Origin of the sequence: Bacteroides reticulotermitis JCM 10512 (assembly GCF_000517545.1) — a bacterium.
In the GTDB taxonomy this organism is placed as follows: Bacteria; Bacteroidota; Bacteroidia; order Bacteroidales; family Bacteroidaceae; genus Bacteroides; species Bacteroides reticulotermitis.
The window spans coordinates 73,743-87,493 of record NZ_BAIV01000023.1 but is presented as its reverse complement, the minus strand read 5'-3'; the positions used below and the strand labels follow the sequence as shown (position 1 = coordinate 87,493).

Below are 13,751 nucleotides of genomic sequence, written 5' to 3'. Positions count from 1 at the left end.
AAACATTCTAACTAATGTTGCAGATAAGTATATGTTCAGTAAGTCTTCCATTACTATTGTTTTCAATTCTTTATTTACAAATATAATTGTATTCCTCTTTTGAATTGTTTATATTTATAGACAATTACGCGTTTTTCACTTTCTCTTGGTGTGTATGAATTGGTTTTTATGCCCCAAGTTTTCTTGTAAATAGGGTGTAAGGACTAAAATTGTTTCATTATTTATTTAAGTAGTATAATGGGGAATTTTATTGTATTTATGCGGGAAGTAGCCAATGAGCTACGAGAAAATGGGAATCAGGGAACTGCACATGTATATTATAGCAGTTTAAATGCTATAATTGCATTTCAGGGGAATGAACGACTTTCTTTTCAGGAGATAACACCTGAATGGTTGAAACGCTTCGAGGGTAGCATTCGTGCACGTGGTTGCAGTTGGAATACTGTATCGACTTACTTGCGTACGCTGCGCGCTGTCTATAACCGTGCCATAGATAGGCGGAAGGCCAATTATGTGCCTCACCTATTTCGCTCGGTTTATACCGGCACACGGCAGATCGTAGGCGTGCGTTGGTGGACGATGACTTGCAAAAGGTTTTCTCTTCAACTTCATCTTCTAGTATTGTTCGTGCCGAACTTAAGCGTACACATGAGTTGTTTATGCTCATGTTTATGCTTCGTGGTTTACCTTTTGTAGATCTGGCTTACCTTCGTAAGAGTGATCTGCGTGGGAATGTGATTACTTATCGTCGTCGAAAGACTGGCCGACCGTTGTCAGTAACGCTAACTACCGAAGCAATGGCTTTGTTGGAGCGTTATATGAGTCAAGATGCCTCTTCTCCTTATCTATTTCCGATTCTTCGGAGCGTAAAAAGTGCAGATGCAGCTTACCGCGAGTATCAATTAGCTTTGCGTAGTTTTAATTACCAATTGGCTTTATTGGGAGAACAGTTAGGTTTGCAGGAGAGATTAAGCTCATATACCGCACGTCACACTTGGGCTACTACAGCTTATTATTGCGAAATTCATCCGGGTATTATCTCTGAAGCTATGGGGCATTCCTCTATAGTAGTAACTGAGACCTATCTGAAGCCTTTCCGTGATAAGAAAATTGATGAAGCAAACAAGCGGGTATTGGACTACGTGATAAACTCAGTTTCGGTATTAAAGCCTTGATGGGGAGTCTGTTACTTCGTAGGTAACGGGAACCTACAACGGTGCAAATATGAGAATATTTCTGAAAACAAGCAAACATAATTGACTTTTTTTTTTAATATTCTACTAAAAAAGAGAATAGAATAGATAAAACATCTGATTTCCTTGTCCTAGAGCTTTGTTAACCTCTAATTTTAGCCAATGAATTCCCACCCCCTGCCACTTCTTCAAAGCAGGGGTAAAATACTTTTTATGTTTTTCTTTTAGTATCTCATGTATTCTGCTTCCAGCAGATAGGTGTAAAGGCTTTCCCGTTACCTACGAAGTAACGGGGAGAAGCCGGAATTTTTATGTTCCGTTATTTGAATGTTTTTAGTATGAATCAGAAATATAATGCAGCTTCCCAGGTATTCTTAAAGGGTTATTAGGGAGGCTGCAAATAATAAGTAAAAGATAGAGCAAATGAAAATGTATTAAAAAAAGGAGGTTATACAGGAGAGGATATGAGAACAGAAGCACATATATCTAACAGTGAAATTTTATTTTTTTTTAATTTATAAATTAATTAATTTCTTATTATGAACAAAAAATTTTTAAGTGTTGCCCTGTTTGGAGCGTTAATGGCGACTTCTATAGGGACATTTACGTCTTGTAAAGACTACGATGACGACATCAATGGTCTGCAAGAGCAAGTCGACAAAAGCGGGAGTGCTATTAGCGCTTTGCAGTCTCAGTTGACTACATTGCAGACTGCTTCTGAAGCAGCTAAGTCTACTGCTGATGCTGCTAAGAAAGCTGCTGATGAAGCTAGAATTGCTGCTGATGCTGCTAAAGCGGCCGGTGACACTGCTGCTGCTGATGCCGCTACGGCTAAAGTGAAAGCAGAAGAGGCCATTGCTGCTGCTGCAAAAGCTAAAGCAGATGCTATTGATGCTGCTAAGAAAGAAGTTGCCGACCTGAAGACTATTATGGAAAACGCACTTGCTTCAAAAGTAAATCTAACAGATTTCAATGCAGCTATTGAAGCAGTTAACGCTAAGATTAATGGTATTCAGACCGATTTGGGTACATTGCAAAATACGGTTGAGGGAATTGATGGTAAAATCGTAGAAAATGCGAATGCCATTGAAAGTGCACAAGATGCTATCACCAATCTGATTGCTGCTAATGTAGACCTTGATACCCAATTGAAGGCGTTGAAGGAGTATGCAGAAGCTACTCAAGACTTAGCTACTGACAACAAAGAAGCTATTGAAACAGCTCAAGGCGATATTGAAGCAGCTCAGGCTGACATTCAGAAGCTATGGGATCAGTTGACGGCAGATAAGAAAGAACTTAAAGGTTTGATCGACGCCAATACTTCATCTGTTGAACTTCTGACTCAAGACTTAAAAGCTACCAACGCAAGCATTGAGACACTGAAGGGTGACATTGAAGATAAATTGGATGCTGTTAAGAAAGATATTAAAGGCATTCAAGCTGATATTGTAGATATCAATAATAAGATTATAGCTATTGAAGGTAATCTGGCGAGTCTGCATACTTTGATTGTTTGTCGTTTGACAGCTATCACATTTGCTCCGGATGCTTTCGTAGGTGGTGTTGAAGCAATCATATTCAATACGCTGAAATACGCAAACATCCCTGCTAATGAAAACTCGGCAATTCCGACAAATTATAAGCTCTCTTCAGCTGCATTAGCTACGGCAAGTTATCATTTCAATCCGGCTAGCTTTAAATTGAAGAATGCTGATTATGGTTTCATTGATCGTACGGCTGAGATTCGCGGGACTCGTGCTGCTGCTAGTAAATGGGTTGAAATCAAGGGTGAACCGGTATTGAATGTAGCTAGTGGAACGGTAGACTTCCAATTGCTTCGTTTGAATGCTCACTCTACTCAACCGGGATCAAGTCAAGCGAATATAATTGCTTTGCAAGCAACTCTGAAGGGAGACGCTATTGATGCGGGCGAATCGGGTGCAGTAGTTACTTCACCGTATGTACGCATTGAAGATGATTTCTTGACTGCAGACCATGTTCGTATCTCTGACAAGGCTACTTTGTCAACAGGTAACGTTGCACATTATCCAATCACTTTCAACGACGCTAAGACAGATAAGATTTGGTATATAGATATGGCTTATGACAAAATCTTCAATCTGAAAGAAAAAATTGAAACTTGTCTGGCTAACGGTATTCATACAGCATTTGATATTGATGCTTACAATCTGAAATACAAATTCTCTGTAGCAACCAGTGCATTTAATATTACGAGTGGTAACACAACTACAAACCAGCAGAAATGGATTGAATGTACCGATGCGAAAGAAGGATTGTTCAAAGCTACAGACTTTAGCAAAGAAGCTATTGGCCGTACTCCGATTCTGAAAGTAGAATTGGTAGACGCATCCGACAACGTAGTACGTCGTGCATTTGTGAAAGTACAAATCGGTGTTGACAAGTCTAATGACCTGACTGTTGGTACTTCTCACGACCTTGTATTCCTATGTAATAGTACATCAGCTACATACGAACTTAACGAAGATTATATTCGTGAAAACGTATACCGTGTAATTACAAACGGAAAAGAAACCAGCTTGAGCCATGAAGAATTCTGGAACATGTATGAGTTTGAGAAGAGTGGAGTAATGAAGAATGGCCAAGCTATCGGCATCACTGCTCCTGCGGTTGTAGATGGTGATACAGGTACAGGAACAGCTACTAAGAAGATCGTTTGGAAATTTACACATGGTCAAATTGGTAGTGTAGGTTCTGGCGCTCAATTGGTAGGTAGTGTAACTGTGAAGAACAAGTTAGTTTCTTCTGAATTCCCGGCTCATGTAACCTTCAAGTTTACTGTTAACGTAACATTGCCGACTTATACTCTTGCTAAGACAGAGAACGATATTTACTGGCAAAAAGACGGTGATAAGCATCTGGCTTTCAAAGTAAATGTCCAGGTTCCGAATACGCAAACATCTCCGGCTTCCGAGTGTCTGTTTAATACTTCTCTACCAACCGCATACAGCAAATATGAGGTAGGTTTCAAACCAAGTAACACTTGCACCGAAAATTATTTTAAAGTAGTTAAGACTTTTGATAACGGTGTAGCAACATCAATTGTGATGAGTGGAGTTTATGTGAACAATTTGGATATCTGCTTGAAGAAAAACAATGCTGCTGTTGAGAAGGCTCTGAATAGTGCAAAGGGCTTGCAAGCACAGGTACAGCATATCTATAAGCTAGAGAATGGTGATGAACTCGTAGTTAATGAGTTCTTGGTTAACTTCATCCGTCCGGTGAACTTGAATATGCCAAGCGGAGTAACTGTTGTGGATGCAAAAACTGGTGGTGATATTGCAGACTTCCAATGGAATGGTTTGTTGACTGACTGGAGAAATGAAGCTATTGTAGCTTCGACTTGGAGTTGGGTTGATAAAGTTCGTTCGTATTGGAAGCGTGTATGTACACCGGAATTTGAATATGTAGACGGACACTATGTAGAGATAACACCTGCTAAATTGAATGTTGAATATGGTGAAGTTTCATTTGTTGCTACTACTGAGGTAACTATGTACACTGGTGAGGTTGTCTATGAACAACAAAAGAGAGTTGCCATACTAGGCTGGGTTCATGATAAGAATGTAACATTCGAAATAACCGACAAGAAACTTTCTAAGTCAGAAGTAGAAGCTGGTCTTGATGCTAAATTAGCTGCATATAAGCTGACACTTGGTAGTAATCATAGAATCGCAAGCAGAGTTGGTGATATCACATATGTTGAATCAAAAGTATCTCAGGGACAAACTATTGAGTACACGTATGTGAAGAGTATTGACTACGTTCCTGCAGTATATGAGTGGGTAGATGGTAAATATGAGATGAAGCCACACGTTCATACAGGTCGTCCGACTCATGAAGGTAGTACCTATGGAGAAACTTCAGGATGTTGGGAATGGACGAAAGTTAGCTGGACTCAGCCTAACTGGAATGCCGGACAGTATTGGAATTTCTATGGAAACTTCAGCAATATTGTAGCTGATGTATCGAAAGCGACTACTAGCTTAACCTATAATGGCGGTAAATTGCCTGCAGATGCTACTTTAGTACAAGTAGGTAATACTGTTAAGTATGAGAACGTAGGTGCTCCGATTGGATATTCTTTTGAAATCTATATTCCGGCTACTGTAACTTACGGTTGGGGAACAACTTCTTCTCAATTGACAATTACAGTGAACCCGGTAAAATAAGAATTAAGTTTTTTCTCAATTCTTAAGCATACCATTTAAAAGGGTGCTCTGAGTTTTAGAGCACCCTTTTTATAATCCATGTAATTTATGAAAATAAGAAATTTACTAATAGCTATACTAATTACCAATAGCGTAGTTGTGTTTGCCCAAGACAGGCAGATTAAAGAAGAAGGTAAAACTGTCTTTAAGCCCCATTGGTTTATGCAAGCGCAAGTAGGAGCTGCTCACACCGTTGGTGAAGTAAAGTTTACAGATTTGATCTCTCCGGCAGCGGCGGTTAATTTCGGATATAAGTTCGCACCTGCGTTCGGTGTACGTGCCGGTGCAAGTGGATGGCAGGCTAAAGGCGGATGGGTGAATCCGGAACAAAACTACCAATTTAAGTATATACAGGGGAATGTCGATTTAATGACTGATTTGAGTGCTCTCTTCTGTGGTTTCAATCCGAAGCGCGTCTTTAACGGCTATCTTTTTGCCGGTGCAGGTTTGAATCATGCGTTTGATAACGACGAGGCGAATGCGCTGGATACAAGAACACACGAAATGGAGTATTTATGGCAAGATAGTAAGAACTTAATTGCCGGACGTCTCGGATTGGGATGTGATCTTCGTTTAAGCGATCGCGTGGCTTTCAATATAGAAGCCAACGCCAATGTACTTTCTGATAAGTTTAACTCAAAGAAAGCCGGTAATAGCGACTGGCAGTTTAACGCCCTGGTTGGTTTGAGTATCAAGCTGGGCAAAAGCGATACGAAAACAGCTCCGGTATATTATAAAGCTGAGCCGGCACCTGTTGTAGAGCAAAAGCCTACCCCTGTGGTAGAGCAGCCGCAACCTAAAAAAGAAATTGTAGTGCCACAAGCGATAAAGAAAGATATTTTCTTTGCACTGAATTCCGCTCGTATCCAAGATGCCCAACAAGCAAAGATTATTGCGTTGGTTGATTACTTGGAAAAGAATCCTGCTGCCAAAGTCAGCGTAACGGGATATGCGGATAAAGACACCGGTAATGCCAGCATAAACATGAGGTTGTCAATGGCTCGTGCCAAAAATGTAGCCGATGCTTTGAAAGCAAGAGGTATTGCAGATAGCCGAATCACTGTCGACTTCAAAGGAGATACGGTACAACCGTATTCCAATCCTACGGAAAACCGGGTAAGTATTTGTATTGCTGAATAACATAATAATACATTAATTGGAATTAAAGAAATCCCTTTTAGAAGATAAGAGAAGTACGCACTTGTGAAAGCCCGGCTTTTCGATTGTAATGTTAAGGGAACATTTCATCCCTTTATTAGAAATGTTCTCCTAGTTCTCAATCGATTTAATATCTTTTTGAGAATTAACATATTCCCCAATTCTTCAGTGCGGTTTATTTTTATATAAAAGTAAACCCCACTGATAAAAGAAGCCCGCGCTTGCGAAAGTACGGGCTTCTTCTTTTATATATTCTCTTAGTTGCTAAATGTCAGACCCTGACCGTCGGAATCAATGGTGATGGTCTGGCTGCGATCAACTTCCTGAGCAAGCAGTTTCTTTGATAAGTCGTTCAGCAGGTAGCGCTGAATAGCACGTTTTACCGGCCGAGCTCCAAACTCCGGATCATATCCTGCTTGTGATAAGAAGTCCAATGCGGCATCCGTCATCTCCAGTTTGACACCATTTTCGGCAAGCATCTTCTGTACACCTTGAATCTGCAAGCGTACAATTTGTTTGATTTCAGCTTCTGTCAATGGCAAGAACATAATGGTTTCGTCAATACGGTTCAGAAACTCCGGACGAATGGTCTTCTTCAGCAGATTCATCACCTCCCGTTTGGTTTCCTCAATCACTTGTTCTTTATTGGAACTGTTCAAACGCTCCATTTGACTCTGGATGTACGAACTACCCATGTTGGAAGTCATGATGATGATCGTGTTCTTGAAGTTCACCACCCTTCCTTTATTGTCCGTCAAACGTCCATCGTCCAATACTTGCAACAAGATATTGAATACATCCGGATGCGCTTTTTCAATCTCATCAAACAAGACAACCGAATACGGTTTGCGGCGAATGGCTTCCGTCAGCTGACCACCTTCATCGTAGCCTACATATCCCGGAGGCGCTCCGACCAAACGCGAAACGCTATGTTTCTCCTGATATTCACTCATGTCGATACGAGTCATCATGCTTTCGTCGTCGAACAGAAATTCCGCTAAAGCTTTAGCCAACTCTGTTTTGCCGACTCCGGTCGTACCGAGGAATATAAACGAACCAATCGGGCGTTTAGGGTCTTGCAGCCCTGCACGGCTCCGGCGAACCGCATCAGCTACTGCTTCAATGGCCTCGTCTTGCCCGATGACACGTTGATGTAGTTCTTCTTCCAGATTCAGCAATTTATCTTTTTCACTTTGAAGCATCTTGTTGACCGGGATTCCCGTCCATCGGGAAACAACATCGGCAATGTCTTCAGCATCTACTTCCTCTTTAATCATAGCCTTGTCGCCCTGCATCTCGCGAAGCTTTTGCTGTGTCTCTTCAATCTCCTTGTCAAGAGCCTGAAGTTTGCCGTACCGAATCTCGCTACTTTGCCATAGTCACCTTCGCGCTCTGCCTTTTCAGCTTCAAACTTCAGGTTTTCTATTTCTACTTTGTTCTGTTGGATTTTATCCATCAAGGTCTTCTCACTTTGCCATTTGGCTTTGTAAGATTTCTCCTGTTCTTTCAACTCAGCAAGTTCCTTGCCGATTTGCTCCAGTTTGGGCTTATCGTTCTCGCGTTTAATCGCTTCACGCTCAATCTCCAACTGTTTGATCTTACGAGAGATCTCATCCAACTCTTCCGGAACAGAATCTACCTCCATACGTAATTTGGCGGCAGCTCATCCATCAAGTCGATGGCCTTGTCCGGTAAAAAACGATCGGTGATGTAACGACTACTCAAATCGACAGCCGCTATGATAGCATCATCTTTGATACGTACATGATGATGGTTCTCGTACCGCTCTTTCAGTCCCCGAAGAATCGAGATGGTACTCAGGTTATCCGGTTCGTTCACCATCACAATCTGGAAACGGCGTTCCAAAGCTTTATCCTTCTCGAAGTACTTCTGGTATTCGTCGAGCGTTGTCGCACCGATGGAGCGTAGTTCGCCACGAGCCAGTGCCGGTTTGAGGATATTGGCGGCATCCATAGCTCCTTCTCCTTTGCCCGCACCCACCAACGTATGTATCTCGTCGATGAACAGAATGATGTCGCCTTCCGACTTCTTCACTTCGTTGACCACCGACTTTAAGCGTTCTTCAAACTCTCCTTTGTATTTAGCTCCGGCTACCAATGCACCCATATCTAATGAATAGACCTGTTTGTTTTTCAGGTTCTCGGGCACATCACCACGGAGGATACGGTGAGCCAAACCTTCCACAATTGCCGTCTTACCGGTACCCGGTTCTCCAATCAGGATCGGATTGTTTTTGGTACGGCGACTTAAAATCTGCAACACCCGGCGTATCTCTTCATCACGTCCGATGACCGGGTCGAGTTTACCGTTGCGTGCGGCTTCGTTCAGGTTGATGGCGTATTTTTCGAGCGACTGGTACGTATCTTCACTTGATTGAGACGTTACTTTCTCGCCTTTTCTCAATTCGCTGATCGCACTGCGTAGTTCTTTTTCTACCATTCCGGCATCTTTTAAGATTGTAGAAACGGTACTTTTAACCGTCAGCAGGGCTAACAGAATATGTTCCAATGAGACGAATTCGTCGCCCATCTCTTTTGAATATTGCGTTGCTTTTTGCAACACTTCATTGGCCTCACGGCTTAAATACGGTTCTCCACCGGAAACTTTCGGTAGCGAATCAATTTGTTTGTCAACCACAAGAGCTACCTGCTGCCCATTCATTCCTAGCTTCTGGAAAATGAAGTTGGTTACATTCTCGCCCACCTTCATTAACTCGTGCAGAATATGTACAGGCTCAATGGTCTGCTGTCCCCGGCTTTGTACCAAATTGACAGCTTCTTGCACTGCTTCTTGCGATTTAATGGTAAAATTGTTGAAATTCATATAGTTGTTCTCCTTTCTTATTTTACATTTCTAATAACACTTCAAAGGGCGCAAAAGATTTGCCAAGTATAAAAATGTGACAAAATAGCATGGTAGCTAGGGAGTTAGAAGACAAATTGACTTGTTTCTCATCCGAACCACTGACGGTTTAACAGGAGGATGCTTCGCCAAGTAATAGTTCGTGTTCTCCGAACGAGAAAAAAGTTTCCCGTGTTTACTGATTGCTGTGTGAAGCAGCGAAGCAGCGGTGTCTTTTGGCTCTAACGACTACTCCCGTCATTCGGTCGGCAGGTTAAAGAATAGAAAATGAAAACGCGAAGCGTGGATAAATAAAAGTATTGTAGTATCTTTATCCGCAATAAAAACAACAAACTATGAGCGATAAACCGCAGATAAAGCTTTCAGAAGCAGTGGTATTGATTGATGCTGCTTTCCTAAACTTTGTAATAACAGATATGAAGGCTACTTCGAGAAAACTCTGCAACGCCCTTTGCAAGACATCGACCTTTCTACTTTAGTCACTTTCCTTACCCTTGATGCGGGCATTAGCGGAGAAAACAACGAGGTGCAGTTCTTCTTTATTTATGATCAAGAGTCGGGCCGATTACAAAACTGTTACCCGGCCGATTTGCAGAACGAACTCAATGGAGTTGCCTTTCAGTCGCCCTATGGGGAGTACTCGTTTGCCAGCGTACCTTCGGAAGGCATGGTTTCGCGGGGAGATTTGTTTATGGATCTTTTGGCTATTGTTGCCGATTCAGCCGATGTGAAAAAGATGATGGTCATCTCTTACAACGAAGAATACGGTCATAAGGTAACCAACTTCTTGAATGAGGTGAAAGAAAAAGAGGTGATTCAGTTTCGCATGGACGAACCCGAATCGGTTATCGAATACAAATGGGATATGCTAGCTTTCCCTATTATGCAGGCACTCGGCATCAAAGCTGAGGAACTTCAGTAAATCATTTCATCGTTCGCTCATGTCCGATTTTCGTTTAAAGGTATTTCAGAGTGTGGCCAAGAACCTGAGTTTTACGAAGGCTTCGCAAGAGCTGTTTGTTAGTCAACCGGCCATCACACGCCATATTCAGGAACTGGAGACATGCTATCAGACACGTCTGTTCGATCGGCAAGGCGGGCGAATCTCTCTGACTGATGCCGGCAGACTTCTTTTGCAGCACAGCGATAAGATTCTGGACGATTATAAACAGTTGGAGTATGAAATGCATCTGTTGCATGATGAATACATCGGCGAACTAAAACTCGGAGCCAGCACGACCATTGCCCAATATGTACTCCCGCCACTGCTAGCTAAGTTTATTGCCGGCTATCCGAAGGTCAACCTGTCTTTGCTCAATGGCAACTCCCGTGAGATTGAGATGGCTTTGCAAGAACATCGCATTGATCTGGGCTTGGTAGAAGGTATTCTCCGTTTGCCTAACTTGAAATATACGACTTTTCTGGAAGACGAACTGGTAGCTGTGGTAGATGCGCGGCATAAGTTCTGTACGGCTGATGAAATACTTCCGGAGATGTTGCCGGACATTCCGTTGGTGCTCCGGGAAAGAGGTTCGGGAACCTTGGATGTCTTCGAGCGAGCGTTGTCGCAACATAACCTCAAACTCTCGTCTATGCAAGTATTGATGTATTTGGGTAGCACAGAAAGCATTAAACTGTTTTTGGAACATACCAATTGCATGGGAATTGTTTCGATCCGTTCTGTCCGGCAGGAACTAATGACGGGACGTTTGCGGGTGGTCGACATCAAAGGGATGCCGATGCAACGCCAGTTTAACTTCGTACAACTGCAAGGTCAGGCAGGTGGGCTATCACAAGCCTTTATGCGATTTGCCGGACATCATAGCAAAGACTTATAAACAAAAGTTTCTCCTTAAGGTCATAATAAACCTCAACCGATTACCGGATTACTAAGTAAAGTCCGGCAATCGGTTGAGGCTTTCTGTTATTAGCTAAGAGCATTCGGGCTTAGTACTTGATCGGATTGACCCTTGTACTTGATTAGATCGACCGTTGTAGTTGGTTGGGTTGACCGTTGTAGTTGGTTGGATTGACCCTTGTACTTGATCGGATTGACCCTTGTAGTTGATTGAGGCAACCCTTATACTTGGTTAGGGTAACCCTGTTACTTCGTTGAAGCATCCCGAGTCTTTGGATGAAGTACCCCGATTACTAGCCTGTTAATACTTGAGTTTTCGATTGTTAATACTTGACTGATAGTCTGTTAATGCCTGAAAACTTAAGTGTTGTTAGTTGAGAAGTCGATTGAAAGAGAGCCTGATTCTCTCTCACCTAACGCTTTCGTTTGGTACTTGCATCCATCCCCTCTACAAGTAGAAAAAATATTTGATCTCTCATGGTCTCATGATTTTTCTTTAATTATCATATAATCAGTAATATACATGATGAGAGATACTTTTGAAAAGCGGTATCTCTCATCATTTTCTCGCGTTTTTGCCCCTTTTTTGACTTATCTCTCATCATTTTTGTGGGATCTCTCATCAATTTTAGGTACACTTCTCGTTATATGTTGCTTCATTTCTTGAGAGAGGAGAATGCTTTCTTAGAGGCATTGCTCTATCTGCATCACCAACCAAGAGATTCTATCAGCCTGCTTCTTCTTTTATCCGAGCAATGTAGCCGCACGTTCCATATTCTCAATGATGGGAACGGAGAACGGACACCGATCTTCACAGCTTCCGCAAGCGATGCAATCCGCTCCGCTAGCCGATAGCGACTGATAATGTTGTTTAATGCTTGGCGGGATCTTGTTCGTGTCCAGCATTGCGATATCCAGATACTTATTAACCATGGCAATATCAATATCACTGGGACACGGCTGACAGTGATTGCAATAAACACATTTTCCGCTGAGTTCGCCCTGATAGCCATCGATTATATGCATATAGTCTCGTTCTTCTTCCGTAGCTTTGAGGTAGCTCACCGCTTCTTCCACCTGTTTGGCCGACTGACATCCGACGAGGGTGCTTACCACTCCCGGACGAGTCAACGCGTAATGAATGCATTGTGTCACCGACATCGCTTCTTGAAAGGAGAGTGTTCGGAAGACAAAAGTCGTCCGCCACCCAGCGTCTTCATGACTGTTATGGCGATTTCCTGCTGTTCGCAATACTTATAAAGTTCCGCACGCACGGGATCGATGGTTACATATTGCTGCTCGGCCAGATTGCCGATTGTTCCCAATACATCGGTCTCGGCAGGAGTCATGTCGAAAGCCGGATTGATGCTGAACATCATTAAGTCGACGATACCGCTTTCTAATACTTTGCGGGCTACTTCCGGATTGTGCGAACTGGTGCCGATGGAACGGACAACGCCTTGCTTCTTCAGTTCTAACACATAATCTATAATTCCGTTATCTTGTATTTGCTGAAACGCCTCGTGCGTATCCATGAAAAAGAGCATACCTACATCAATGTAGTCGGTTTGCAAGTTCGTTAGCAGTTTCTCAAAATATCTTTTGCAAGTATCCAAGTCCCGACTGATGTCGTACTGCTGGCTCAAATCCACCGAACCGATATGTCCTTGTATAATCATATCTTTCCGGCGGCTACCCAGTGCTTTTCCGATATTACTCCGTATTTCGTCGCCCGGCATGAAGATATCGATGATGTTGATGTCGTGTTCCAACGCCGCGTGAATTGTTTCTTCCACTACGGCATACGGCTTGCCGTCCAAATGTTCCGCTCCCAGTCCGATTACACTGGCAGCCATTCCTGTTTTTCCTATGTTACGATATTCCATCTGTTCTATTCTTTAAGTATGTGTTTAATGATTAAGAAACCTCCGATAATTTGCAGTAGCATACCCGGTATGCCTATGCGGAAGTCTTGTATAGCCAGGAAGAAACTTCCCGATAAAAACCATTCGCCCAACGTACCGATCAGTTGGTAAGACAAGACTACCAACGCCAGAATGGGGAGCGAGATACGTTGAAATCTTTTAGCTGCTATTCCGGCAATACCTGCTAACAGGACGGATTTAAGTAAGATCGCAGGTAGCACTGCCGGCATCGGCATACCAAATAGGGCAGAGTTCACCAACGGAGAGAAGATTGCAATCAATAACCCGGCTTTCCAACCGTATTTATAACTCCCGACGAGCGTGAAGAAATAAATGGGCAGCAAAGTCATTCCACCGTTAGGGATCAGGTGGCAAAGCTGAGGCAGCAGCACATTGCCCACAATGAAAAGTGACGCCGCCAAATAAGTTTTAGCACTTCTGTAGCTCAACGAGTACAGTTTTAGAGTAGTTGTTTCCATATCAA

At 42.6% G+C, this 13,751-nt stretch carries 6 protein-coding genes and 3 pseudogenes; 5 read left to right on the top strand and 4 right to left on the bottom strand.

Going from position 1 to position 13,751, the window contains the following annotated elements; all coding sequences use genetic code 11:
• The first annotated feature begins 237 nt into the window (after positions 1 to 237).
• From JCM10512_RS14045 to JCM10512_RS14035, 3 genes and pseudogenes are all read left to right on the top strand, one after another.
• Positions 238 to 1,175 (top strand): annotated as a pseudogene (locus JCM10512_RS14045) (tyrosine-type recombinase/integrase).
• 557 nt (positions 1,176 to 1,732) lie between these two features.
• Positions 1,733 to 5,404 carry a coiled-coil domain-containing protein gene (locus tag JCM10512_RS14040; RefSeq protein WP_044164033.1) on the top strand — a complete coding sequence of 1,224 codons (3,672 nt, stop codon included), beginning with the start codon at positions 1,733 to 1,735 and terminating at the stop codon, positions 5,402 to 5,404.
• Between the two features lie 87 nt (positions 5,405 to 5,491).
• Positions 5,492 to 6,583: an OmpA family protein gene (locus tag JCM10512_RS14035; RefSeq protein ID WP_044164031.1), complete on the top strand. Its 1,092-nt coding sequence runs from the start codon at positions 5,492 to 5,494 to the stop codon at positions 6,581 to 6,583.
• Positions 6,584 to 6,858: 275 nt separating this feature from the next.
• Here the strand turns inward: JCM10512_RS14035 and clpB are convergent.
• Positions 6,859 to 9,445 (bottom strand): annotated as a pseudogene (gene clpB, locus JCM10512_RS14030) (ATP-dependent chaperone ClpB).
• A 374-nt stretch (positions 9,446 to 9,819) separates the two neighbouring features.
• Between clpB and JCM10512_RS14025 the strand changes: the two are divergent.
• Positions 9,820 to 10,406, top strand: a pseudogene (locus tag JCM10512_RS14025) (DUF6621 family protein).
• A 19-nt stretch (positions 10,407 to 10,425) separates the two neighbouring features.
• Entirely contained in the window at positions 10,426 to 11,322 is an 897-nt protein-coding gene (locus JCM10512_RS14020) for a LysR substrate-binding domain-containing protein (RefSeq protein WP_044164029.1), read from the top strand.
• A 764-nt stretch (positions 11,323 to 12,086) separates the two neighbouring features.
• On the opposite strand, the gene JCM10512_RS23100 is transcribed toward JCM10512_RS14020, so the two are convergent.
• From JCM10512_RS23100 to JCM10512_RS14010, 3 genes are read right to left on the bottom strand one after another with little or no spacing between them, the layout of a single operon-like run.
• Positions 12,087 to 12,503: a 4Fe-4S dicluster domain-containing protein gene (locus JCM10512_RS23100; protein ID WP_200869106.1), complete on the bottom strand. Its 417-nt coding sequence runs from the start codon at positions 12,501 to 12,503 to the stop codon at positions 12,087 to 12,089.
• The gene (locus tag JCM10512_RS23095) at positions 12,494 to 13,228 is read right to left on the bottom strand and encodes an aldo/keto reductase (protein ID WP_200869105.1); all 735 of its coding nucleotides are present in this window, start codon (positions 13,226 to 13,228) and stop codon (positions 12,494 to 12,496) included. The genes JCM10512_RS23100 and JCM10512_RS23095 overlap by 10 nt, the downstream gene beginning before the upstream one ends.
• Positions 13,229 to 13,233: 5 nt before the next feature.
• Complete coding sequence (locus JCM10512_RS14010) at positions 13,234 to 13,746, bottom strand: hypothetical protein (RefSeq protein WP_044164027.1); 513 nt, start codon at positions 13,744 to 13,746, stop codon at positions 13,234 to 13,236.
• Positions 13,747 to 13,751: the final 5 nt, after the last annotated feature.

Coding starts and splice junctions, on each gene's coding strand:
- JCM10512_RS14010 (WP_044164027.1), bottom strand. CDS start 13,746: ATGGAAACAACTACTCTAAAACTGTACTCGTTGAGCTACAGAAGTGCT.
- JCM10512_RS23095 (WP_200869105.1), bottom strand. CDS start 13,228: ATGGAATATCGTAACATAGGAAAAACAGGAATGGCTGCCAGTGTAATC.
- JCM10512_RS23100 (WP_200869106.1), bottom strand. CDS start 12,503: ATGTCGGTGACACAATGCATTCATTACGCGTTGACTCGTCCGGGAGTG.
- JCM10512_RS14040 (WP_044164033.1), top strand. CDS start 1,733: ATGAACAAAAAATTTTTAAGTGTTGCCCTGTTTGGAGCGTTAATGGCG.
- JCM10512_RS14035 (WP_044164031.1), top strand. CDS start 5,492: ATGAAAATAAGAAATTTACTAATAGCTATACTAATTACCAATAGCGTA.
- JCM10512_RS14020 (WP_044164029.1), top strand. CDS start 10,426: ATGTCCGATTTTCGTTTAAAGGTATTTCAGAGTGTGGCCAAGAACCTG.